The organism is Streptomyces sp. NBC_00083 (assembly GCF_026343295.1).
In the GTDB taxonomy this organism is placed as follows: Bacteria; Actinomycetota; Actinomycetes; order Streptomycetales; family Streptomycetaceae; genus Streptomyces.
Map to the genome: position 1 here is coordinate 75,330 of NZ_JAPELY010000001.1, position 22,637 is coordinate 97,966.

Below are 22,637 nucleotides of genomic sequence, written 5' to 3' on the forward strand. Positions count from 1 at the left end.
ACCCTCCGGGGGCGGGAAAGGGGGCTGGGGTTCAGGAACTGGGGCTCTGCCCCAGACCCCGTTCGCGCCCGAAAGGCGCTCGTCCTCAAACGCCGGACGGGCTAAAGGGCGCTCGTCCTCAACGCCGGCCGGGCTGGACCGCGCTCGTCCTCAAACGCCGCCCGGCGCCGAGCAGTCGGACCGGCTGAGGAGGTCCGGAGGGGCACCCTGCCAAGGACAAGCCCTCAGCGGGCCGGGGGTCGGTCAGGTCAGGCGGACCGGGAGGTCGTGGAGGTCGTTCTGGGTGACTATCGGCTTGTTGCGGAGCGACGTCGCCGGGACCGCCAGGGCCAGGGAGGGGAAGCGGGCGTACAGGGCCGGGAGGGCCACCCCCGCCTCCAGGCGGGACAGCGCCGCCCCGGGGCAGACGTGCGGCCCGTGCCCGAAGGAGATGTGCCGGTTCGGGGTCCGGGTGACATCGAAGTCGCCCGCCGTCGGCCCGTGCTGCCCAGCGTCCCGGCCGATCGCCCCGAACGACACGATCAGCGCCTCGCCCGCCGGCAGCACCCGCTCACCCACCGCCACATCCTCCGTCGCGAAGCGGAACAGGACGTGCGAGGTCGGCGTCGACCAGCGCAGCGTCTCCTCGATCACGTTCTCCCACGGCACCGCCCCGTCGAGGACCAGCTTGCGCTGCTCGGGATGGGTCTCCAGCGCCACCACCGCGTTCACGATGAGACTGATCGTCGTCTCGTGACCCGCCGCGATCATCAGCTGGAGCGTGTTGGTGATCTCCTCCGTCGTGAGGTGGTCGCCGCCCTCCGACGCCGCGAGCAGCGCGCTCGTCAGGTCGTCGCCCGGCGCCCGCCGCTTCGACTCGACGATCCGCGCGAACAGCTCGCCCAGGTCCGCCATCATCTGCGGCACCTCCTGCGGCGGCGTCTGCGTCGAGAAGAACTTCTCGAACAGGGCCTTCAGACGCGGATGGTCGGCCGCGTCCACCCCCATCAGTTCGCTGACCACGTTCATGGGCAGGGGATAGGCGAACTCCGCCTTGAGGTCCACCACTTCACCCGCCGGCAGCCCCGCCAGCCGGTCCAGCATCGACGTCGTCAGCGTCTCGATGCCCGCCCGCAGCCGCTCCACCCGCCGCACCGTCAGCGCCTGCGCGACCAGCGTGCGCAGCCGGCGGTGCTCCTCGCCGTCGACGGTCAGCATCGACCGCCCCGGGTTGGCGAGACCGATCAGCGGCCAGTCCATCGGTATCTCGCCGCGCTGCCAGGCGCCCCAGCTGTTGATGTCCTTCACCAGGCGGGGGTCGGTCAGCAGCGCCCGTGCCTCCGCGTGGTGCGTCACCGCGTAGCAGCCCACCCCGCCGGGAAGCACGACCCGTACCAGCGGGCCCGCCGCGCGCAGCGCCGCGCTCTCCGCGTCGAGGTCGGCGACGAACGGGTCGAGAGTGAGGGCACCGCTGTGGTCCACGGGGCACTGCGACGGACTGCTCATCTGGCTGCTCCAAGGGCGGGAGTGGGAGTGAACATGACGGGAAGCTCGGTCAGGCCGCGCAGCCACGGCGACGGCCGCCGGGCCAACTCCCCGGCGGACACCGCGAGATCGACGTCCGGCAGCCGGTCGAGGAGCACCTCGATCCCGGTCCGGGCGATGACCTCGGCGACCTCCTGTGCGGGGAAGGGACAGCGGTGCTCGCCGTGCCCGAACGAGAAGAACGCGCTGTTGCCGCCGGTCAGCGCGCCCGCGTCGGTGCGCACCTGCGGGTCGCCGTTGGCCGCCGCGAGCCCCAGCAGCAGCAGATCGCCGGCGCGGATGTGCTGGCCGCCGAGCCGGGTGTCGCGGGCGGCCCAGCGGCCCGCCACGTTCTGCGTGGGGGTGTCCTCCCACAGCACCTCGTTCATCGCCTCACCGACGCTGTGCCGCCCGCCCGCGAGCGAGGCCGCGAACCGGTCGTCGGTGAGCATCAGCCGCAGCGAGTTGCCGATCCAGTCGGCGGTGGGCTGGTGCCCGGCGGCCATCATCACCATCAGGTCCTGGCCGACCTCCTCGACGCTGAACCCGTACGGGTTGGCGAGCATCCGCGACGCCACGTCCTCGCCCGGCTCGACCTGCTTGGCGGTGAGCAGCGCGTACATCGACTCGGCGAGGTGGCGCTGGCCCTCCAGGGCGCCCTCCCGGCCGTTGATCATGTCGTTCATCGCGGTGACCAGGCCGGGCCCCTGCTCGTCGGCGAACCCGTAGAGCCGGGCCAGGACGCGGACCGGCAGGAGCATCGCGTACTGGCCGACGATGTCGCAGCTCCCGGCGCCGCACAGCGCGTCGATGAGCTCGTCCGCGAACCGCTCGGCGTGGCTGCGCAGTTCGAACGGGTCGACCGCCTCCAGCGCCTCGGAGACCATCGCCGCCCGCTCGCGGTGGCGCTCGCCGACGGTGTAGAGGATCGACGGCTGCTTGCGCCCGATCATCGGGAGCAGCGGCCAGTCGGCGGGGATGCGGTCCCACTGGTTCCACAGGTCGGAGTCGCGCGAGAACAGCATCGGGTCGCTGGTGACCTGGTGCAGCTCGCGGTAGCCGAGCACCAGCCAGGCCGGCACGTCGCCGTCGAGGACGACGGGCGCCACGGCGCCGTGGTCGCGCCGCATGTCGCGGTAGAGCGCGTTCGGCTCGGTCTGGAAGCGGGGGCCGCTCAGCGGGACGGGGGCGGGGATCGGGCACGTCACGGTATGAGCTCCGGTGCTTGTCGCAGGCGTGCGAGATGTTCTACGAGAGTGATCAGTACGGTCTTGCTCGACTCGCGGGCGCGGGCGTCGCAGCGCAGCAGCGGCACCTCGGGCGGCAGGTCGAGCGCCTCACGGACCTGCGCCTCGGTGTGCGCGGGCCCGCCGAAGTCGTTGCACGCCACGACGAACGGCGTGCCGTGGTGCTCCAGACGGTCGATGGCGTACCAGGAGTCCGCCAGGCGCCGGGTGTCGACGAGGACGACCGCGCCGAGCGTCCCCGCGAACAGCCGGTCCCACAGGAACCAGAACCGCTCCTGGCCGGGAGCCCCGAACAGGTACAGGACGTTGCGCGCGTCCAGGGTGATGCGGCCGAAGTCGAAGGCGACGGTGGTGGCGGACTTCGCGCCGACCCCCTTGAGGTCGTCGACCGCCTCGCCCGCCTTCGTCATGGTCTCCTCGGTGTTCAGCGGACGGATCTCGCTGACCGAGCGCACCATGGTCGTCTTTCCGACGCCGAAACCTCCGACGACGACGATTTTGAGGCCATTGTCCGCGGTCCCCGCCAGGGCGGGCCGTTCAGAGATTTCGGAGGCCAACGAGCACCTGCTCCAGGATGTCGGGGTCGGGAAGGCGGTGGGCGGAGAGCGGATGGCGGGCGCTGATGCGGCCGGTGTCGTGCAGATCGGCGAGCAGGATGCGGACCACCGTCACGGGCAGGCCGAGCTCGGCGGCGATCTCCACGACCGCGGTCGGGAAGCGGCACATGCGCAGGATCGCCGCGTGCTCGGACTGCATGCCCGGTGCCGGTTCCGACTCGGTGACCACCAGGGTGACCAGGTCGAAGGCGTCCGAGCCGGAGCGGCTGCGGCCGCCGGTGAGCGTGTAGAGCCGGTCCGGCGAGTCGTCCCGGCCCGGCCGGCTCATGCCCGCGGCTCGGCGCTGAGGTAGTCGCCGAGCTGCTCCACCAGCTCGGACATGTTGTGTCCGACGAGCCCCGCGTCGGCGTCCTCGGCGGCGACCACCGCGAGGTGCGCGCCCTCGCCGGCCTCGACGATGAACAGGATGCCGCCGTAGAACTCGGCCATCGCGGAGCGCACCCCGCCGGAGCCGTCGCCGAACTCCATGGACGCCCCGTGCGACAGGCTCTGGATGCCCGCGGCGATCGCGGCGAGCTGGTCGGCCTGGTCGACGGAGAGCTCCGGAGTACGGCACAGCTTGAGGCCGTCACGGGAGAGCACCAGGCCGTGGCGGGCCCCCGGGGTGCGCTGGAGCAGGTTCTCCAGAAGCCAGTTGAGCTTCTCGTCGGTCGTGGTGCCGGTCATTCTGTGGTGCCTTCCGGGGTGGGGGACTTCGCGCGTACGGCCTGGCGGAAGCTGCTGAAACGGGCCGCGGCGTCCGATGCGGCGGCGGTGGCGCGGGCCGGGGCCGCCGGGGCGCCGGGACCCTCGGGGTGCGCCGCGGCCAGCGCACGGCCGCGCTTGCGTTTGGGCAGCCCGCTCTCGCCGAACTGCGGGAACTCGCCGCTGGTCTCACTGTCCGCGCCGGCTCCGCCGGGGGATCCGGGCGCCGTGGCGGCCGTCCGGGCGGCGGGGGCGGGACGGACGCCGGCCCGGTCGTCGGCCGGCTCGTGGACGGCCTCCGGCTCACCGGCCGGGGCCGGCGCCGGCGGTTCCGGTACCGGTTCCGGTACGGCGGGCTCCCGCGCGGCGGCGTCCCGCGCCCCGGGCTCCGGCGGCTTCAGGTCCTGCGGTACGTCGACGACGGGCGCGGCCGGGGCCTGGCCCGGTACCGCGGTGACATGGGAGATCAGCTCGTGCGGCAGCAGCATCAGGGCGCCCGTGCCGCCGCGCGCGGAGGGCCGGAACGACACCGTCAGACCGTGCTTGCGGGCGAGGCGCCCGACGACCGCGAGGCCGAGCCGGGTGCCGGAGAGCCCCGCGAGGTCCGACGACTGCCCGGACACGGCGAGTTCGGCGCGGCGCTGCTGCACCTCGCTCATGACGAGACCGCTGTCCTCGACGGTGATGATCACCCCGGCCGGCACCTCCTCCACGTACACATGGACCTCGGCGGTGGGCGGCGAGAAGTTGGCCGCGTTGTCGAGGAGTTCGGCGAGCGCGTGCATGACGCCCTCGGCGGCGTGCCCGGCGACGGCCGCGTCGCTGGTGGAGTGGAGCCGCACGCGCTGGTAGCCGCCGATGCGGCCCATGGCGCCGCGCAGGATCGACTCCATGACGATCGGCCGCGACCAGCGGCGGCCCGAACGCGCCCCGGTCAGGACGGCGATGGAGTCCGCGAGACGGCCGGCCTGCGCGGTGCGGTGGTCGAGGTGCAGGAGGTCGCCGAGCACCTCCTCGTCCGCGTGCCGGTGCTCCATGTCGCGCAGGTCGGCGAGCATGCCGGTGGCCAGCGCCTGCATGCGGCCTGCCGCGTTGGCGGTGGCGGCGAGCGCCGCGGCACGGGCCGACTCGGCGCGGCGCAGCTGGGCGGTGTGGGCCGCGATCAGGGCCTTGCGCTCGGCGGACTGCGCGGCGTCCAGGCGTACCGCGTCGGCGCTGCGCCGGGCGGCGTTGGCCTCCTGGGCGCTGATCTGCGCGTTGAGCGCGGTGAGCCGCTCGCGCAGCACACGGTTGCGCAGCACGGAGTACGTCGTGGTGTACGCACCGGCGCTGAGCAGGGCCGCCGCGGCTCCGAGGCTCCAGCCGACCAGATCGCGGGAGGCGGGCGCGGCCGAGACCACCGCCGCCGTGCAGAACGCGCCGGTGACCACCGCGGTGATCAGCAGGGCCAGCGCGGAGGGGCGAATGGGAGAGGGCGACGCCGTCATTGATCAATGCCTTACAGCGCTTATGGCGGGCGGGCGAGGGGGTGGTGGAGGGGCGGGCGAGGGGGACGGGTGGGGAAGGCGGTGTGTCTGTTCCACAGGGAACGAGGGGCAACTATAGGAGAGTTGGTGATCGATTTGGATAGTTCTTGGTGAACATTCCCGCTCATTGGGACCGTTGACCAGCCGCATTCAGGTCATCCGGGTAGTTTCAGGACACTCCATTCGTGACGCTGCGTCAAGTCCGCTGTGGTGAACGCTCGGGGCATCCTGGGTCCATGGCAGATGGCGCGAAGGGCCCGGGAGCGGAACGAGAACTGGCGCGGGAGCTGTCCCGGGTGGTCCGGGGCCGGGTGGACCTCGGGGTCACCGCCCGCGCCCTCACCACGATGGACGCCTCCAACTACCGCCGGGTCCCGCTGGGCGTGGTCGCCCCGCGCGACGCCGACGACGTGGCGGCCACCCTCGCGGTGTGCCGGACGTACGGGGTGCCGGTCGTGCCGCGCGGCGGCGGCACCTCGATCGCCGGCCAGGCCACCGGCACCGGGATCGTGCTCGACTTCACCCGCTTCATGCGCTCCCTCGTCTCCCTCGACGCCGAGGCCCGAACCGCCGTGGTGCGGCCGGGACTTGTCCTCGAAGTCCTCCGGGACGCCGCCGCGCCCCACGGCCTCACCTTCGGACCCGACCCGTCCACGCACAGCCGGTGCACGCTCGGCGGGATGATCGGCAACAACGCGTGCGGCGCGCATTCGGTGGCGTGGGGGACCACGGCCGACAACGTCCTTGATCTGACCGTCGTCGGCGCACGGGGCGACCGGTACCACCTGGCACGGGGGTGGGAGAGTTCGACAGCGCCCGATGGACTGCGCGATGTCGTCAGCCGTCATCTGTCACTCCTGCGCACCGGCTACCCCCAGGACCTGCCGCGCCGCATCTCCGGCTACGCCCTGGACGCCCTGCTCCCCGAACGCGGCGCCGACCTCGCGCGGGCGTTCTGCGGCAGCGAGGGAACGCTCGGCGTGGTCACCGAGGCCACCGTGCGTCTCGTGGAGTCGCCGCGCGCCCGCGCCCTCGCGGTGCTCGGCTACCCCGACGAGAGCGCCGCCGCCGAAGCGGCGCCCGGCCTGCTGCCGTACCGGCCGCTGACCGTCGAGGGCATGGCCGCCGATCTCGTACCCGCACGCGACGGCGCCGGACTGCCGCGCGGCGGGGCCTGGCTCTTCGTCGAGACGGGCGGGACGAGCGAGGCCCAGGCCCGCGCCCGCGCACAGGAGTTGGCCGAGGCGGGCGACGCGCTCGACACCGCCGTGGTGAGCGACCCGGCGGCGATGCGCGCGCTGTGGCGGATCCGCGAGGACGCCGCCGGCACCGCGACCCGCATGCCCGACGGCACCGAGGCGTGGCCGGGATGGGAGGACTGCGCGGTGCCGCCGGCCCGGCTCGGCGCGTACCTGCGCGCATTCCGCTCCCTGCTGGCCTCGTACGGGCTGCGCGGGGCGCCGTACGGACACTTCGGCGACGGCTGCGTCCACGTCCGCATCGACTTCGACCTGGTGAGCCCCGGCGGCATCGGACGCTTCCGCGCGTTCTCCGAGGAGCTCGCCGCACTCGTCGTGGCGCACGGCGGATCGCTCAGCGGCGAACACGGCGACGGGCAGGCCCGCGCGGAACTCCTCCCGACGATGTACGGGCCCGAACTGGTCGGCGTGTTCGGGGAGTTCAAGGACGCGTGGGACCCGGACGGGCTGCTCAACCCGGGCATCCTCGCGCGGCCCGCCCGCCTCGACGAGAACCTGCGCTTCGCGGTGCTGCCGAAGCGCGGGGCGGTGGACGTCGCGTTCGGCTACCCGCACGACGGCGGCGACTTCTCGGCGGCGGTGAGCCGCTGTGTGGGTGTCGCCAAATGCCGTACGGAGCAGGCGGGTTCGGCGTCGGTGATGTGCCCGTCGTTCCGGGCGACCGGCGAGGAGGAGCACTCCACGCGGGGCCGGGCGCGGCTGCTGCACGAGATGCTGGCCGGCGAGGTGGTCACCGACGGTTGGCGCTCGCGGGAGGTGCGCGACGCGCTCGACCTGTGCCTGTCCTGCAAGGGCTGCCGCAGCGACTGCCCGGTGGGCGTGGACATGGCCACGTACAAGGCGGAATTCCTGCACCACCACTACGCGGGCCGCCGCCGCCCGGCCGCCCACTACGCGCTGGGCCGGCTGCCCGAGTGGCTGCGGCTCGCGGCGCCGGCGGCGCGCGTGCTCAACGCGGCGGCCCGGGTCCGCCCGCTCGCGGCGCTCGCGAAACGGTTCGCGGGGATCGCGCCGGAGCGGACGATCCCGCGGCTGGCGGCGCGGACGTTCCTTGCGGAGCTGGGGGAGGGGGCGGAAGTACCGGAAGGGGGCGGGGTCGTGCTGTGGCCGGACACGTTCACCGATCACCTCTCCCCGGAGGTGGGCCGGGCGGCGCTGCGGGTGCTCGCGGACGCGGGAGTCGAAGTGGGGGTGCCTGCCGGGCGGGTCTGCTGTGGCCTCACCTATGTGTCCACCGGACAGCTCGACCGCGCGAAGGTGGTGCTGCGCCATACGCTCGACGTGATGGAGCCGTATCTGTCCGAGACGGGCCGGCCGGTCGTCGTACTCGAACCGAGCTGCGCGGCCGCCCTGCGCTCGGATCTGCCGGAGCTGCTCCCCGACGACCCGCGCGCGGCCCGCCTCGCCGCGTCGGTACGCACCTTCGCCGAAGCGGTCGAGGAGTGCGCGCCCCACTGGGTGCCGCCGCGGCTCGACCGTCCGGTGGCCGGGCAGACCCACTGCCACCAGCACGCGGTCCTCGGTGACGCCGCCGACCGCCGCCTGCGCGAGAAGGCCGGCCTCACCGGTGAACTCAGCGGGGGGTGCTGCGGTCTCGCCGGGAACTTCGGGTTCGAGCGCGGGCACTGGGAGGTCTCGCTGGCCTGCGCCGAGGACCAGCTGCTCCCCGCGGTACGGGCCGCCGCACCCGGCACGGAGGTCCTGGCCGACGGCTACTCCTGCCGTACGCAACTCGCGCAGCTGGCGGGCCGCCGGGCCAGACACCTGGCGGAGGTGCTCGCGGAGGGGCTCGGCGAGGGGGCCGGGGGGTGAGGGTCCGTTGCCCTCGGTGCCGCTTACATTGGATGGACGGAGTCATTCCGCTTGGCGTGGCCGCGACGACGCGAAAACGGTTGCGGCGGATGCGGGCGGTGCAGAATACTGAATCCGCTAGTTCAATGTGGTGAACCAGGAGTGGGGTGAGCGCCGGTGAATCCGGTCAAGGGCGCGGGTGCGGCCGAGCCGGTCGCGGCGGCCTCCGTCGCCGTACCCGAGGCCGCCGGTGTGGCGGCGGGCGGGGGTGCGGGTGCGCCCGGCGACGGCTCGCGGGGCCCGGCCGGCGGCGGACGCCGGGCGGCGCTCGGGTCGGTGGCGCTCGTGGTGTCCGGCGGCATCTCGGTGCAGTTCGGTGCGGCCGTCGCGGTGACGCTGATGCCCCGGGCGGGCGCGGCCGGCGTCGTGACGCTGCGGCTCGTCGCGGCGGCGCTCGTCCTGATGCTGGTGTGCCGGCCCAAGCTGCGCGGGCACGCGCGGGCGGACTGGGGCACGGTCGTCGTCTTCGGCGTCGCCATGGCCGGCATGAACGGGCTGTTCTACCAGGCCGTCGACCGCATCCCGCTCGGTGTCGCCGTCACCCTGGAGGTGCTCGGCCCGCTGGCCCTGTCGGTCTTCGCGTCCCGGCGCCTGGTCAACGTCCTGTGGGCGGGGCTCGCCCTGGCCGGCGTCGTCCTGCTCGGCGGGGGCGGCTTCGGCAGCCTGGACCTGGTCGGAGTGGCGTACGCGCTGGGGGCGGGCGTGTGCTGGGCGCTGTACATCCTGTTCAGCGCTCGTACGGGGCGGAGGTTCCCGCAGGCCGACGGGCTCGCGCTCGCGATGGCGGTCGGGGCGGTCGTGTTCCTGCCGATCGGCATCGCGCAGGCCGGGGGCGCGCTGATCGTGCCCTCCACGATGGCGCTGGGCGCGGTGGTGGCGGTGCTCTCCTCGGTGCTGCCCTACACCCTGGAACTCCTCGCCCTGCGGCGCCTGCCCGCGTCCACCTTCGCGATCCTGATGAGCCTGGAGCCGGCGATCGCCGCGGCGGCGGGATTCCTGATCCTGAACCAGGCGCTGTCCTGGCCGCAGGCGCTGGCGATCGCGCTGGTGATCGGGGCGAGTATGGGGGCGGTGCGGACGCAGATTCGGGGGGTTTCGGGGTAGCTCCGGGTGGTTCCCTTGCCGGGGCGGGTTGGGTTCTGCGGCTGGGCGGGGGTGCGGCTCCCCGGGGCTCTGCCCCGGACCCCGGCGCGTTTTCCCACCCACCCGCCCGTGCGGCTACGTGAGAGTGCGGCCCCCGGGCCCCGGGTGGGTTGGTTCGTGCGGCTGCGCGAGGGTGCACCCTCGGGGCTTCGCCCCTATCCGCGGTGGGCCGTTCGTGCGGCTACGTGAGGGTGCGGCCCCCGGGCCCCGGCCGGCCCGTTCGTGCAGCGGCGCCCGGGTGCGGCTCCCCGAGGGTTGCGACTGGCCCCGGCCCGTTCGTGCGGCCGGCGCCGCCGTCCAGGCGGGTGCAGCGCCGCCTCCCCCGCAGGGTGGAGTGGGACCGCGCCGTGCCGCCTCCCCCCGCGGAGCGGGGCGCGCTCAGTGGCCCTCCCCCGTATCCCCGGCGGGGCTCCGCGTTCAGCCGCCCTGGCCCGCGCTGCCCATGGGGCCGACCTTGACCTGGGCGCCGCCGGACTCCGTGACGGGGAGGGACGCGGCGCCGGGCCACGGCAGGGTGGCCGACTTGGTCTCTCCGGGCGGGGTCACCACGAGGCCCGTGATGCGGGCACCCGAGCCGCCCGAGTCGTTGGCCGGGTAGGTGATGCCGAAGAAGACCGACTTGCCGTGCTTGAGGGTGTAGGGCGTGGCCGCGGCCCCCGTGCGCTTGGCCGACACCGTGCCCGCGTTGGTCTTCAGGTCGACGCCCGCGAAGCCGGACACCATGCAGTCGTGGCCGCTGGAGTTCATGAACTCCACGGCCACGGTGCGCTCCGCGTCACCGCCCACCGTGGCGTCCGCCGCCGTGATGTTCAGGTCGAGGGTGCGGCACTTGGCGACCCCCTTGGCGCTCCCGGCCCCGCCGGACCCGCTGGAGCCCGTCCCGGCCGTCGTGGCCTTGCCGCCGCTGCCACCCGTGCTCTTGTCGCTGCCCTGGTCCGACCCCGTACCCGAGCCGGAAGCCGAACCGCCGCCCGTGGAGGGCGCGTTGGAGGCGGCGGGCGGGTCGCTCTGCGTGGAGCCGTCGTCGCTCTGGCAGGCCGTGAGCGAGAGACCCGCGGCAACGGCCAGGGCGGCGAAGGTGAGCTTGCGAACGCGCATCGGTTCTTCCTCAGTATCGGTTGGCTGGGTGGGCCGCTCGGTACGGTCGGTACCAGCGAGCGCTTGTGCTCAACATGACCACACGGAAGGGCGAATCGTTCCGCCCGCCCACCGCCTAAGACACTCCTGTTACACGCACAGATGTCGCACAGGCGGCGGCCTCTTCGCTGGTCGGCGACCCGGATGCCCGTCAACCGGCGTTCCTGGCACGTGTTTCCGTGCCGCTCGCGCACCCCTCCGCGGCAACTCCCTTTCCCGGCCCGCTGGGACAGAGCCGTGACTCGGCGGATCTTGACGGTCGCGGGGCGCGTCCCGTCGCGCGGCCGAAAATACATGCAAGCACGCTTGCTTGTTTCTGTGGGGGCTGCCATGCTCCGGGGCACACCCGCTGTCCGCTGTCCCGGAGGGGAGCGCACCGTGTCCGAACCGGCCGGTCCGACCGACGCCGCACTCGACGTTCTTGACGACCTGCGTGCCGAGGGCGGTGAACTCGACGTCCTGATCGGCGAGTTGAGTCCCGTCCAGTGGGGCACCGCCACCGCCGCGCCCGGGTGGACCATCGCCCATCAGGTCGCCCACCTCGCGTGGACCGACACCGCCGCGCTGCTCGCCGTCACCGACCCCGACGCCTTCGCCGCCGAGGTCGACAAGGCGGCTGCCGCGCCGGACACCTTCGTGGACGACGGCGCCGAGGCAGGGGCCCTGCTGCCGCCCGCCGAGCTGCTCTCCTGGTGGCGGGACAGCCGCGTACAGCTCCAGGACGCGCTGCGGGCGGCGCCGCCCGGGGCGCGGTTCCCCTGGTACGGGCCGCCCATGTCCACCGCGTCGGTGGCCACCGGCCGCCTGATGGAGACCTGGGCGCACGGACAGGACGTCTTCGACGCCCTGGGTCGCACCCGCAAGCCCACCGCCCGGCTCCGCCACGTCGCCCGCATCGGGATCCGCGCCCGTGACTACGCTTTCGCCGTACGGGGGTTGGAGCCGCCGGGCGAGGAGTTCCGGGTCGAGCTGACCGCGCCGGACGGCGCCGGCGTGTGGGCGTACGGACCCGAGGGCGCCCAACAGCGGGTCACCGGGCCCGCGTTGGACTTCTGCCTCCTCGTCACCCAGCGCCTGCACCGCGACGACACCGCTGTGACGGCCGAGGGCGCCGACGCCGAGCGCTGGCTCGGCATCGCGCAGGCCTTCGCCGGCCCCGCGGGCCCCGGCCGCCCGCCCCGCGCCGCCGAGGACGCCTCGTGAGCCGGGACGGGCACATGGGCGCGGGCTTCGGCGCGGGCCGCGTCCTGCGGATCGGCAACGCCTCCGGGTTCTACGGCGACCGCTTCGACGCCCTGCGCGAGATGCTCACCGGCGGCCCGCTCGACGTCCTCACCGGCGACTACCTCGCCGAACTCACCCTGCTCATCCTCGGCCGCGACCGGCTGCGCGACCCGCGGCTCGGCTATGCCAAGACGTTCCTGCGGCAGCTGGAGGAGTGCCTCGGGCTCGCACGGGAGCGCGGGGTGCGCATCGTCGCCAACGCCGGTGGTCTCAACCCGGCCGGACTCGCCGCCGCCGTACGGGAGTTGAGCGAGCGGGTCGGCGTTCCCGTACGGGTCGGCCATGTCGAGGGGGACGCCCTGCCGCTGCCCGAGGGTGCGCTTACCGCCAACGCCTACCTCGGCGGCGGCGGCATCGCGGCCTGCCTGCGGGGCGGCGCGGACATCGTCGTCACCGGCCGCGTCACCGACGCCGCCCTCGTCACCGGGCCCGCCGCCTGGTGGTTCGGCTGGGGGCCCGGGGACCACGACGCGCTCGCGGGCGCGGTGGTCGCCGGGCACGTCCTGGAATGCGGCACCCAGGCCACCGGCGGCAACTACTCCTTCTTCACGGAGTTCGCGCCCGGCGCGCTCGCCCGCCCCGGCTTTCCCCTCGCCGAGATCCACGCCGACGGGTCCAGCGTCATCACCAAACACCCCGGCACGGGGGGCGTCGTCGACGTCGGCACGGTCACCGCGCAGCTCCTGTACGAGACGTCCGGCGCGCGGTACGCGGGGCCCGACGTCACGGCGCGGCTCGACACGGTACGGCTCGACCAGGAAGGGCCCGACCGGGTACGCGTCACCGGCGTGCGGGGCGAGGCGCCGCCGCCCACCCTCAAGGCGGGGATCACCCGCATCGGAGGCTGGCGCAACGAGGTCGTGTTCGTGCTGACGGGACTCGACGTCGAGGCGAAGGCCGCCCTGGTGCGGGAGCAGATCGAGGACGCGTTCCGGCGCGCCAAGTCCCGCCCGGAACAGGTGCGTTGGGAGCTGTCCCGGACGGACCGGGCCGACGCGGCGAGCGAGGAGGCCGCGAGCGCGCTGCTGCGCCTCGTGGTGCGGGACCCCGACCCGGCGGCGGTGGGCCGGGTGGTGAGCGGCGCCGCCATCGAGCTGGCGCTCGGCAGCTACCCCGGCTTCCACGTCACGGCGCCGCCGGGGAAGGGGGCGCCGTACGGGGTGTTCTCGGCGGAGTACGTCGATGCGGGGGCGGTCGAGCAGGTGGCCGTACTCCCGGACGGCGTACGGGAGTTGATAGATCCGCCCGTCCGTACCGCCGCTTTGTCGCCGGTCCCGGAGCCTCCGCTGCCGGCGTCCGCCGTCGACCTCTCGGGCGGTACCCGGCGGGTGCCGCTGGGGGCCGTGGCGGGGGCCCGGAGCGGGGACAAGGGCGGGGACGTGAATGTGGGGGTGTGGGTGCGGTCGCAGGCGGCGTGGGAGTGGCTGGTGGGGGAGGTTTCGGTGGACCGCTTTCGTGAACTCCTGCCGGAGACGGGCGAGTTGAAGGTGGTGCGCCATGTTCTGCCGAACCTGTGGGCGCTGAACTTCGTGGTGGAGGGGCTGCTGGGGGAGGGGGTCGCCTCGCAGGCGCGGTTCGATCCGCAGGGGAAAGGGGTGGGGGAATGGCTGCGGGGGAGGGTGGTGGAGGTGCCGGCGGGGTTGGTGTGAGCTTCTCCTTCCCCACCCCGCCCCTTCCCGAGACCCTCCGGGGGATCGGCCGCGCGGGCCGGAATCGGGCCGGGGAGGGCCGCCCGCGCAGTTCCCCGCGCGCCTGGCGGCACGCATGCCCCTCGGGGTCCGCTGCTCGCGCCCATCGTCGTGGGGCCGTGCCCGTGTCGCCGCCCGGCGTCTCTGGCGGCACGCATGTCCTCCGGGGTCCGCTGCCCGCGCCCGCCGTGGGGGGGAGCCGCGCTCGCGTCACCGCCCCGTGTCCCCGGCCACGCGGTGTCGGCGGCACGTACACCGCCCCGCGCCCCCGGCCACGCGGTGCCGGGCGGCACGTACACCGCTGCTCCCGCCCCCCCATCAACCCCACCCACCAAGGAGCCCCATGCCCACCCTCCCCACCTCCCTCGATCCCGCCTCCGCCGAGTTCCGGCAGGCCGCCGACGCCATGCGGAGCAGGCTCGACGAGCTGGGCCGGGAGCACGGCAAAGCGCTCGCCGGCGGGGGCGAGAAGTACACCGAGCGCCACCGGCGGCGCGGCAAGCTCCTGCCCCGGGAGCGCATCGAGCTGCTGCTCGACGCGGACACGCCGTTCCTCGAACTGTCGCCGCTCGCCGCGTGGGGCAGCGACTACCCCGTCGGCGCCTCGATGGTCACCGGCATCGGCACCGTCGAGGGCGTCGAGTGCCTGATCACCGCCAACGACCCCACCGTCCGCGGCGGCGCCTCCAACCCGTGGACACTGAAGAAGGCCCTGCGCGCCAACGAGATCGCGTACGTCAACCGCCTGCCCTGCATCAGCCTCGTCGAGTCCGGCGGCGCCGATCTCCCCTCGCAGAAGGAGATCTTCATCCCGGGCGGCGCGATCTTCCGGGACATCACGCGGCTCTCCGCCGCCGGCATCCCGACCGTCGCCGTCGTGTTCGGCAACTCCACGGCGGGCGGGGCCTACGTCCCCGGGATGTCCGACCACACCGTGATGATCAAGGAGCGGTCCAAGGTGTTCCTCGGGGGGCCGCCGCTCGTGAAGATGGCGACGGGCGAGGAGAGCGACGACGAGTCGCTGGGCGGCGCCGAGATGCACGCCCGGACCTCCGGGCTCGCCGACCACTTCGCCGTCGACGAGCACGACGCGATCCGCCAGGCCCGCCGCATCGTCGCCCGCCTCAACCACCGCAAGGCGCACCCGGATCCGGCCGGTCCCGCCGAACCGCCGAAGTACGACGAGGAGGAGCTGCTCGGCATCGTCCCCGAGGACCTGAAGACGCCGTTCGATCCGCGCGAGGTCATCGCCCGCATCGTCGACGCCTCCGACTTCGACGAGTTCAAGCCGCTGTACGGGACCAGCCTGGTCACCGGCTGGGCCGAGCTGCACGGCTACCCCGTCGGCATCCTCGCCAACGCGCAGGGCGTGCTGTTCTCCGCCGAGTCGCAGAAGGCCGCCCAGTTCATCCAGCTCGCCAACCAGCGCGACATCCCGCTGCTCTTCCTGCACAACACCACCGGCTACATGGTGGGCAGGGAGTACGAGCAGGGCGGCATCATCAAACACGGCGCGATGATGATCAACGCGGTGTCCAATTCGCGCGTGCCGCACCTGTCCGTCCTGGTCGGGGCGTCGTACGGGGCCGGGCACTACGGGATGTGCGGGCGGGCCTACGATCCCCGCTTCCTGTTCGCCTGGCCGAGCGCCAAGTCGGCCGTGATGGGCCCGCAGCAGCTCGCCGGCGTCCTGTCGATCGTGGCCCGCGCCTCCGCGCAGGCCAAGGGGCAGCCGTACGACGACGAGGCGGACGCGGGGCTGCGCGCGATGGTCGAGCAGCAGATCGAGGCCGAGTCGCTGCCCCTGTTCCTGTCGGGGCGGCTGTACGACGACGGCGTCATCGATCCCCGTGACACCCGGACCGTCCTCGGGCTGTGCCTGTCGGCGATCCACACCGCTCCCGTCGAAGGCGCCCGCGGCGGCTTCGGCATCTTCCGGATGTGAGGGCCATGACCGAGCCGAAGGCCATGATCGAGTCCGTACTCGTCGCCAACCGCGGCGAGATAGCCTGCCGGGTCTTCCGTACCTGCCGCGAGCTGGGCATCGCCACCGTCGCCGTGTTCTCGGACGCCGACGCGGGCGCCCTGCACGTGCGCGAGGCCGACACCGCGGTGCGGCTGCCGGGGGCCACGCCCGGCGAGACGTATCTGCGCGGCGACCTCGTCGTCGCGGCGGCCCTCGCCGCGGGCGCCGACGCCGTGCACCCGGGGTACGGGTTCCTCTCCGAGAACGCCGGCTTCGCGCGGGCCGTGATCGCCGCCGGGCTCACCTGGATCGGGCCGCCCCCCGAAGCCATCGAGGCCATGGCCTCCAAGACCCGCGCCAAGGAGCTGATGGGCCTGCCGCCGTTGCGTCTCGACGATGTCGGGGAGAGCGATCTGCCGCTGCTCGTCAAGGCGTCCGCCGGGGGCGGCGGACGGGGAATGCGGATCGTTCGTCAACTGACGGATATCGACAGTCAGTTGTCGTCCGCCCGCGCCGAGGCGCTCAACGCGTTCGGTGACGGCGATGTCTTCGTCGAGCCCTACATCGAGGGCGGGCGCCACGTCGAGGTGCAGATCCTCGCCGACGCCCACGGCACGGTCTGGGTGCTCGGCACCCGTGACTGTTCGCTCCAGCGGCGCCACCAGAAGGTCATCGAGGAGGCCCCGGCGCCCGGCCTCGCCCCGGAGACCGCCGCCGAACTGCACGCCCTCGCCGCGCGGGCCGCGAAGGCCACCGACTACCGGGGCGCGGGCACGGTGGAGTTCCTGGTCGCCGACGGTACCGTCCACTTCCTGGAGATGAACACCCGCCTCCAGGTCGAACACCCCGTCACGGAGGCCGTGTTCGGAGTCGACCTCGTCGCGCTCCAGCTCCGGGTCGCCGAGGGCGGGGCGCTCGCGCCGGCCCCGCCCGAGCCGCACGGCCACGCCATCGAGGCCCGCCTGTACGCCGAGGACCCGGCCGACGGCTGGGCCCCGGGCACCGGCACCGTCCACCGGCTGGCCGTCGACGGTGTGCGGCTCGACCGGGGGTACGCCGACGGCGACACCGTCTCCGTGCACTACGACTCGCTGCTCGCCAAGGCCGTCGCCCACGCCCCGACTCGCGCCGAGGCCGCCCGCGTGCTGGCCCGCGCCCTGGAGCGCGCCCGCGTCCACGGCCCGGCCACCAATCGTGACCTGCTCGTCCGCTCGCTGCGCCACCCGGAGTTCACCGAAGGGGCCGCCGGGGGCGGTCTCGACACCGGGTTCTACGACCGTAACCTCGCCGAGCTGACCGTGCCTCCGCCCGGCGCGCACCACGCGGCGCTCGCCGCGGCCCTCGCCGACGCGAGCGCCCGGACCGGCCGGTTCGGCGGCGGCTGGCGCAACGTCCCCTCGGGACCCCAGGTCAAGCGGTACGGCGACCACGAGGTCCGCTACCGGCTCACCCGGCTCGGCCTCGAAGCGGACGGCCATCCCGGGGTCCGTCTCGACTCCGCGGAGCCCGGCCGCGTACGGCTCGAAATCGACGGGGTGGTAAGGGAGTTCGGCGTCCGCCGCTACGACGGCACCGTGTACGTCGACTCCGCTTCGGGGTGCCACGCCCTCGCCGTCCGTCCCCGCTTCACCGACCCCAGCGACCTCGTCGCGCCGGGCTCGCTGCTCGCCCCCATGCCGGGGGTCGTGGTGCGGGTCGCCGACGGGGTCGAGGAGGGCTGCCGCGTCGTCGCGGGGCAGCCGCTGCTCTGGCTGGAGGCCATGAAGATGGAGCACCGCGTCATCGCTCCGGCCTCCGGCACGCTCACCGCGCTCCACGCCGTCCCCGGCCGCCAGGTCGAGGTCGGTGCCCTGCTCGCCGTAGTCGCATCGGAGGACGAAGACGTATGACCGGTGTCATCGAAAGCCAGGAGAACAAGGATCTGCGGGCCGCGGTCGCCGCGCTCGGCGCCCGGCACGGCCGTGGTTTCGACCGCGCCGCCCTGTGGTCGGAGGCGGCCAAGCTCGGCTACCTCGGCGTCAACCTGCCGGCCGAGCACGGCGGCGGGGGCTGCGGCATGGCCGAACTGTCCATCGTCCTGGAGGAGTTGGGTGCGGCGGGCTGCCCGCTGTTGATGATGGTGGTGTCGCCGGCCATCTGCGGCACGGTCATCGCGCGCTTCGGCACCGAGGAGCAGAAGCGCACCTGGCTGCCGGGGCTCGCCGACGGCACCCTCACCATGGCGTTCGGCATCACCGAGCCCGACGCCGGCTCCAACTCGCACCGCATCACCACCACCGCGCGGCGCGACGGCGACGGCTGGATCCTGACCGGCCGCAAGGTCTTCATCTCCGGTGTGGACATAGCGGACGCGACGCTGATCGTCGGCCGCACCGAGGCTGTGTCTGATGGAAACAGGGGCCGCACGGGTGGCCTCAAGCCGTGCCTGTTCATCGTTCCGCGCGACACCCCCGGCTTCGGGCGCTCCCAGATCGACATGGAACTCCAGGCGGCGGAGAAGCAGTTCGAGCTGGTCCTCGACGACGTACGGCTGCCCGCGTCGTCGCTGGTCGGCGACGAGGACGCGGGGCTGCTCCAGCTCTTCGCCGGACTCAACCCGGAGCGGATCATGACGGCCGCGTTCGCGATCGGCATGGGCCGCTACGCGCTCGCCACCGCCGTCGACTACGCCACGACCCGCCAGGTGTGGAAGCAGCCCATCGGCGGCCACCAGGCCATCGCCCATCCGCTGGCCCAGGCCCACATCGAGCTCGAACTGGCCCGTCTGATGATGCAGAAGGCGGCCGCCCTGTACGACGCGGGTGACGACATCGGGGCGGGCGAGGCGGCCAACATGGCGAAGTACGCGGCGGCCGAGGCCTGTGTGAAGGCCGTCGACCAGGCCGTCCACACCCTGGGCGGCAACGGGCTGACCCGCGAGTACGGCCTGGCCTCGCTGATCACGGCGGCCCGGGTCGCGAGGATCGCGCCGGTCAGCCGGGAGATGATCCTCAACTACGTCTCGCACCAGTCCCTGGGTCTTCCCAAGTCGTACTAGGCGTACTAGGAGATCCCCCTATGGACTCCCCTGGCTCCACTCCCTCCACTCCCTCCACTCCCTCCGTTCCCTCCCGTGCCGTGGCGGACTCCGGCGCTCGTCGCGTCTTCCGCAGCGAGTACGCCGATGTGCCCGTCCTCGACGAACCCATCCACGAGGCGGTCCTCGCCCGCTCGACCGCCTCGTTCCCCGATGCCGTCGCGCTCGTCGACGGCGCCGACCCGACCGGCACGACCACCCTCACCTACGGCCAACTCGACGTCCGGCACCGCCTGTTGGCGTCCGAACTGGTCCGCTCCGGGCTGCGCAAGGGCGATGTGCTGGCGCTGCACAGCCCCAACACAGTGCTCTACCCGGTCATTTTCTACGGGGCGACGCGCGCCGGGGCGGCCGTCACCACCGTCCATCCGCTCTGTACGGCGGAGGAGTTCGCCAAGCAGCTCAACGATGCGGGCGCCCGGTGGATCGTCACCGTATCGCCGCTCCTCGCGACGGCCCGCCGGGCCGCGGAACTCGTCGGCGGAATCGAGGAGATCTTCGTCTGCGACCGCGCCGACGGCCACCGCTCGATCGTCCACGACCTCCTGTCCGCGGCGCCCCCGCGGACGGCCGGGGCGGACATTGCGATCGACCCCGCCGAGGACATCGCCGTCCTGCCGTACTCCTCGGGCACCACCGGCGTCCCCAAGGGCGTCATGCTCACCCACCGCAGCATCGCCACCAACCTGGCGCAGCTGCACCCGCTGGTGCCGATGGTGCCCGGCGACCGCATCCTCGCGGTGCTGCCGTTCTTCCACATCTACGGCATGACCGCGCTCCTGAACGCACCCCTGCGGGCCGGCGCCACCGTCGTCGTGCTGCCGCGCTTCGACCTCGACCAGTTCCTCGGCGCGATCGAGAAGCACCGCATCACCGGCCTGTACGTCGCCCCGCCGATCGTGCTCGCCCTGGCCAAGCACCCGGCGGTCGCCCGGTACGACCTCACCAGCCTCGAATACGTGGTGAGCGCGGCGGCCCCGCTCGACTCCCTGCTGGCGCAGGCCTGTTCGGACCGGCTCGGCCTGCCGCCGGTGCGCCAGGCGTACGGCATGACCGAGCTGTCGCCCGGCACCCATGTCGTCCCGCTGGCCACGGTGGACCCGCCGGCCGGCGCGGTCGGCAAGCTGCTGCCCTCCACCGAGATGCGGATCCTGCGCCTGGACGACCCGGCCCGCGACGCCGGGCCCGGCGAGGAGGGCGAGATCGCGATCCGGGGCCCGCAGGTGATGAAGGGCTACCTCGGCCGGCCCGAGGCCACCGCCGAACTGATCGACGCGGACGGCTGGGTGCACACCGGTGACGTGGGCCGCGTCGACGAGGACGGCTGGCTGTTCGTCGTCGACCGGGTCAAGGAGCTCATCAAGTACAAGGGGTTCCAGGTCGCGCCCGCCGACCTGGAGGCGCTGCTGCTCACCCACCCCGGCGTGGCGGACGCCGCCGTCATCGGTGTTCTCGACGCGGACGGCAACGAGGTGCCCAAGGCCTTCGTGGTGCGCGGGCCGGACGCGCCGGGCCTCGGCGCGGACGAGGTGATGGCGTACGTCGCCGAACGCGTCGCCCCGTACAAGAAGGTCCGCCGGGTCGCGTTCGTGGCGGCCGTGCCCCGGGCCGCGTCCGGCAAGATCCTCCGGCGTGAGCTGCGGCAACGAGAGAAGGACGACGCGTGACACTGATCAGGTCCGCCCATGAACGGGGCATCACCACCCTCGCCCTGGACTCGCCCGCCAACCGCAACGCGCTGTCCGCGGCGCTCGTCGCCGAGCTGGGCGCGGCGCTCGCGCGGTGCGCGGGTGACCCGGGCGTACGGGCCGTGGTGCTGACCCACACCGGCGGCACGTTCTGCGCGGGCGCCGATCTGAAGGCGCCGCCGGACCCGGAGGCGTTCGTCGCCCTGATGCGGGCCGTGGTCGGGCTGCGCAAGCCGGTCGTGGCGCGGGTGACCGGGCATGTGCGGGCGGGCGGCCTCGGGCTGCTCGCGGCGTGCGACATCGCGGTGGCGGGGCCCGGGTCGTCGTACGCGTTCACCGAGGTGCGGCTGGGTCTGGCGCCTGCGGTGATCTCCATGCCGGTGCTGCCGCGCATGGATCCGCGGGCGGCGAGCCGCTACTACCTCACGGGGGAGCGGTTCGACGCGGCGGAGGCGGCCCGCACGGGCCTGGTCACGATCGCCGCCGACGACGTGGACGCGGCGCTCGGGCCGGTCCTCGACGGGCTGCGCAGGTCCTCGCCCGAGGGGCTGGCCGCGTCGAAGGCTCTGGTCACGGCTACCGTGTCGGAGACCTTCGACCGCTGGTCGAAGGAGCTGACCGCCCGCTCGGCGTCCCTCTTCGCCTCCGCCGAGGCGCGGGAGGGAGTGACGGCCTTCCTCGAACGACGGGACCCCGCATGGGTGTTGTGACACCGCCGAACACCCCGCCGGACACGCCGTCCGGCGCGCCGCCGAAGGCCGTGCCGAAGACCGTGCCGAAGGCTCCGAAGCAGGACCGCAGCCGGGCCACCCGGCAGCGGCTGCTCGAAGCCGCCGTGTCCTGCCTGGCCGAGCACGGCTGGGCGGGTTCCACGGTGTCGGTGGTGGCCGAGCGCGCCGGGGTGTCGCGGGGCGCCGCCCAGCACCACTTCCCGACCCGCGAGGACCTGTTCACGGCGGCGGTCGAGTACGTCGCCGAGGAGCGGTCGTTCGCGCTGCGCGCCCTGGACCGCAGGGACCGCGGGGAGGTGGTGGCGGCCCTCGTCGGGCTGTACACCGGCCCGCTGTTCCGGGCCGCGCTCCATCTGTGGGTCGCCGCGTCCAACGAGCCCCAGCTGCATGCGCGGGTGACGGAGCTGGAGGCGAGGGTGGGCCGCGAATCGCACCGGATCGCGGTGGAGCTGCTCGCGGCCGACGAGTCCGTACCGGGTGTACGGGAGACGGTGCAGGGCTTCCTCGACATGGCGCGCGGGCTGGGCCTGGCCAATGTGCTCACCGATGACGCGGCGCGCAGGGAGCGGGTCGTGGCGCAGTGGGCGGTGCTGCTGGACGAGGCGCTGCGGTAGGAACGCCGGCTAGGGCGTGGGGGGTGTGTCGGGGCGGCCCAGGAGGCGCCCGACGAGGAGTTCGGGGTAGCCGGCGGCCGGTGGGTCGATGCCGAAGATCGCGCGGAGGTAGAGCGGCGCGATGAGCTGGTCCAGGATCTGGTCGAGCGGCGGCGGGTCCTCGCCGCGCGCCGCGGCCCGCTCCCGGATGGCTTCGATGGCGTGGGTACGGCGCTGGAAGTGCCGGCCGCGTTCGCCGTGTGCCTCGGCGCTGCCGGGCATGGACAGGGCGACGGCCCGGACGAGGATCCGGCCTTCGGGCTTGAGGATGCTCGCGACCCCGGCGGCGGCCCAGGCGGTGAGGTCGCCGCGCAGGGTGCCGGTGTCGGGCAGCGGCCAGTCCCGTTCGAGGCGGGTCACGACAACGTCGGCGAGGAGCGCCTCGCGGCTGCCCCAGCGGCGGTAGACGCTCGTGTGGTTGACGCCGGCGCGCTGGGCGATCGCGGGGATGGTGAGGTCGCCGCCGTCGGTGTCGGACAGCAGGTCGACGACGGCCTGGTGGACGGCGGAACGTACTTGTTCGGGGCTTTTGCGGGTGCGGGGTGTCGGCTGGTTCGGGCTCACCCCACCATCGTAAGCACATT

General features: G+C 73.6%; 18 protein-coding genes. 10 read left to right on the plus strand and 8 right to left on the minus strand.

The window, feature by feature from the left end; all coding sequences use genetic code 11:
* Nucleotides 1-243: 243 nt before the first annotated feature.
* Genes OOJ98_RS00325 through OOJ98_RS00350 form a run of 6 tightly spaced genes read right to left on the minus strand, consistent with a single transcriptional unit; the run spans nt 244 to nt 5,538 of the window.
* Entirely contained in the window at nt 244-1,485 is a 1,242-nt protein-coding gene (locus OOJ98_RS00325) for a cytochrome P450 (RefSeq protein WP_267052580.1), read from the minus strand.
* Nucleotides 1,482-2,711 carry a cytochrome P450 gene (locus OOJ98_RS00330; protein WP_267052581.1) on the minus strand — a complete coding sequence of 410 codons (1,230 nt, stop codon included), beginning with the start codon at nt 2,709-2,711 and terminating at the stop codon, nt 1,482-1,484. Before OOJ98_RS00330 ends, OOJ98_RS00325 begins: the two co-directional genes overlap by 4 nt.
* Entirely contained in the window at nt 2,708-3,307 is a 600-nt protein-coding gene (locus OOJ98_RS00335; RefSeq protein ID WP_267052582.1) for an ATP/GTP-binding protein, read from the minus strand. Before OOJ98_RS00335 ends, OOJ98_RS00330 begins: the two co-directional genes overlap by 4 nt.
* On the minus strand, nt 3,288-3,635 hold the full coding sequence (locus OOJ98_RS00340) for a DUF742 domain-containing protein (protein ID WP_267052583.1): 348 nt from the start codon (nt 3,633-3,635) through the stop codon (nt 3,288-3,290). The genes OOJ98_RS00335 and OOJ98_RS00340 overlap by 20 nt, the downstream gene beginning before the upstream one ends.
* Nucleotides 3,632-4,033 (minus strand): roadblock/LC7 domain-containing protein, encoded by a 402-nt coding sequence (locus OOJ98_RS00345; protein WP_267052584.1) that lies wholly within the window; start codon nt 4,031-4,033, stop codon nt 3,632-3,634. Before OOJ98_RS00345 ends, OOJ98_RS00340 begins: the two co-directional genes overlap by 4 nt.
* A complete protein-coding gene (locus OOJ98_RS00350) occupies nt 4,030-5,538 on the minus strand; it encodes a sensor histidine kinase KdpD (RefSeq protein WP_267052585.1) in 1,509 nt (502 codons plus the stop codon). Before OOJ98_RS00350 ends, OOJ98_RS00345 begins: the two co-directional genes overlap by 4 nt.
* Before the next feature lie 275 nt (nt 5,539-5,813).
* On the opposite strand from OOJ98_RS00350, the gene OOJ98_RS00355 reads away from it, so the two are divergent.
* Nucleotides 5,814-8,648: an FAD-binding and (Fe-S)-binding domain-containing protein gene (locus OOJ98_RS00355; protein ID WP_267052586.1), complete on the plus strand. Its 2,835-nt coding sequence runs from the start codon at nt 5,814-5,816 to the stop codon at nt 8,646-8,648.
* Between the two features lie 156 nt (nt 8,649-8,804).
* Nucleotides 8,805-9,791 carry a DMT family transporter gene (locus OOJ98_RS00360; protein ID WP_267052587.1) on the plus strand — a complete coding sequence of 329 codons (987 nt, stop codon included), beginning with the start codon at nt 8,805-8,807 and terminating at the stop codon, nt 9,789-9,791.
* Between the two features lie 456 nt (nt 9,792-10,247).
* Here the strand turns inward: OOJ98_RS00360 and OOJ98_RS00365 are convergent, their stop codons facing one another.
* Nucleotides 10,248-10,928 (minus strand): DUF4232 domain-containing protein, encoded by a 681-nt coding sequence (locus tag OOJ98_RS00365; protein WP_267052588.1) that lies wholly within the window; start codon nt 10,926-10,928, stop codon nt 10,248-10,250.
* 417 nt (nt 10,929-11,345) lie between these two features.
* Here OOJ98_RS00365 and OOJ98_RS00370 point away from each other — a divergent pair, with 417 nt between their 5' ends.
* The 8 genes from OOJ98_RS00370 to OOJ98_RS00405 all read left to right on the plus strand — a co-directional run bounded on the left by OOJ98_RS00370 (nt 11,346) and on the right by OOJ98_RS00405 (nt 22,014).
* Nucleotides 11,346-12,170, plus strand: coding sequence for a TIGR03084 family metal-binding protein (locus OOJ98_RS00370; RefSeq protein WP_267052589.1), 825 nt, complete (start codon nt 11,346-11,348; stop codon nt 12,168-12,170).
* A 14-nt stretch (nt 12,171-12,184) separates the two neighbouring features.
* A complete protein-coding gene (locus OOJ98_RS00375) occupies nt 12,185-13,900 on the plus strand; it encodes an acyclic terpene utilization AtuA family protein (protein WP_267055445.1) in 1,716 nt (571 codons plus the stop codon).
* A 382-nt stretch (nt 13,901-14,282) separates the two neighbouring features.
* A complete protein-coding gene (locus OOJ98_RS00380) occupies nt 14,283-15,884 on the plus strand; it encodes an acyl-CoA carboxylase subunit beta (protein ID WP_267052590.1) in 1,602 nt (533 codons plus the stop codon).
* A 23-nt stretch (nt 15,885-15,907) separates the two neighbouring features.
* The gene (locus OOJ98_RS00385; protein WP_267055446.1) at nt 15,908-17,794 is read left to right on the plus strand and encodes a biotin carboxylase N-terminal domain-containing protein; all 1,887 of its coding nucleotides are present in this window, start codon (nt 15,908-15,910) and stop codon (nt 17,792-17,794) included.
* Nucleotides 17,791-18,942 (plus strand): acyl-CoA dehydrogenase family protein, encoded by a 1,152-nt coding sequence (locus tag OOJ98_RS00390; RefSeq protein ID WP_267052591.1) that lies wholly within the window; start codon nt 17,791-17,793, stop codon nt 18,940-18,942. Before OOJ98_RS00385 ends, OOJ98_RS00390 begins: the two co-directional genes overlap by 4 nt.
* A 20-nt stretch (nt 18,943-18,962) precedes the next feature.
* On the plus strand, nt 18,963-20,648 hold the full coding sequence (locus OOJ98_RS00395; protein WP_267052592.1) for a 4-coumarate--CoA ligase family protein: 1,686 nt from the start codon (nt 18,963-18,965) through the stop codon (nt 20,646-20,648).
* A complete protein-coding gene (locus OOJ98_RS00400; RefSeq protein ID WP_267052593.1) occupies nt 20,645-21,379 on the plus strand; it encodes an enoyl-CoA hydratase family protein in 735 nt (244 codons plus the stop codon). The genes OOJ98_RS00395 and OOJ98_RS00400 overlap by 4 nt, the downstream gene beginning before the upstream one ends.
* A complete protein-coding gene (locus OOJ98_RS00405; protein WP_267052594.1) occupies nt 21,367-22,014 on the plus strand; it encodes a TetR/AcrR family transcriptional regulator in 648 nt (215 codons plus the stop codon). The genes OOJ98_RS00400 and OOJ98_RS00405 overlap by 13 nt, the downstream gene beginning before the upstream one ends.
* A gap of 9 nt (nt 22,015-22,023) precedes the next feature.
* Here the strand turns inward: OOJ98_RS00405 and OOJ98_RS00410 are convergent, their stop codons facing one another.
* The gene (locus tag OOJ98_RS00410; protein ID WP_267052595.1) at nt 22,024-22,617 is read right to left on the minus strand and encodes a TetR/AcrR family transcriptional regulator; all 594 of its coding nucleotides are present in this window, start codon (nt 22,615-22,617) and stop codon (nt 22,024-22,026) included.
* Nucleotides 22,618-22,637 lie beyond the last annotated feature (20 nt).

Excerpts from the sequence above, each read along its gene's own strand:
- OOJ98_RS00325 (WP_267052580.1), bottom strand. The coding sequence starts at position 1,485 with ATGAGCAGTCCGTCGCAGTGCCCCGTGGACCACAGCGGTGCCCTCACT.
- OOJ98_RS00340 (WP_267052583.1), bottom strand. The coding sequence starts at position 3,635 with ATGAGCCGGCCGGGCCGGGACGACTCGCCGGACCGGCTCTACACGCTC.
- OOJ98_RS00345 (WP_267052584.1), bottom strand. The coding sequence starts at position 4,033 with ATGACCGGCACCACGACCGACGAGAAGCTCAACTGGCTTCTGGAGAAC.
- OOJ98_RS00350 (WP_267052585.1), bottom strand. The coding sequence starts at position 5,538 with ATGACGGCGTCGCCCTCTCCCATTCGCCCCTCCGCGCTGGCCCTGCTG.
- OOJ98_RS00355 (WP_267052586.1), top strand. The coding sequence starts at position 5,814 with ATGGCAGATGGCGCGAAGGGCCCGGGAGCGGAACGAGAACTGGCGCGG.
- OOJ98_RS00365 (WP_267052588.1), bottom strand. The coding sequence starts at position 10,928 with ATGCGCGTTCGCAAGCTCACCTTCGCCGCCCTGGCCGTTGCCGCGGGT.
- OOJ98_RS00375 (WP_267055445.1), top strand. The coding sequence starts at position 12,185 with ATGGGCGCGGGCTTCGGCGCGGGCCGCGTCCTGCGGATCGGCAACGCC.
- OOJ98_RS00380 (WP_267052590.1), top strand. The coding sequence starts at position 14,283 with ATGCCCACCCTCCCCACCTCCCTCGATCCCGCCTCCGCCGAGTTCCGG.
- OOJ98_RS00385 (WP_267055446.1), top strand. The coding sequence starts at position 15,908 with ATGATCGAGTCCGTACTCGTCGCCAACCGCGGCGAGATAGCCTGCCGG.
- OOJ98_RS00390 (WP_267052591.1), top strand. The coding sequence starts at position 17,791 with ATGACCGGTGTCATCGAAAGCCAGGAGAACAAGGATCTGCGGGCCGCG.
- OOJ98_RS00395 (WP_267052592.1), top strand. The coding sequence starts at position 18,963 with ATGGACTCCCCTGGCTCCACTCCCTCCACTCCCTCCACTCCCTCCGTT.
- OOJ98_RS00405 (WP_267052594.1), top strand. The coding sequence starts at position 21,367 with ATGGGTGTTGTGACACCGCCGAACACCCCGCCGGACACGCCGTCCGGC.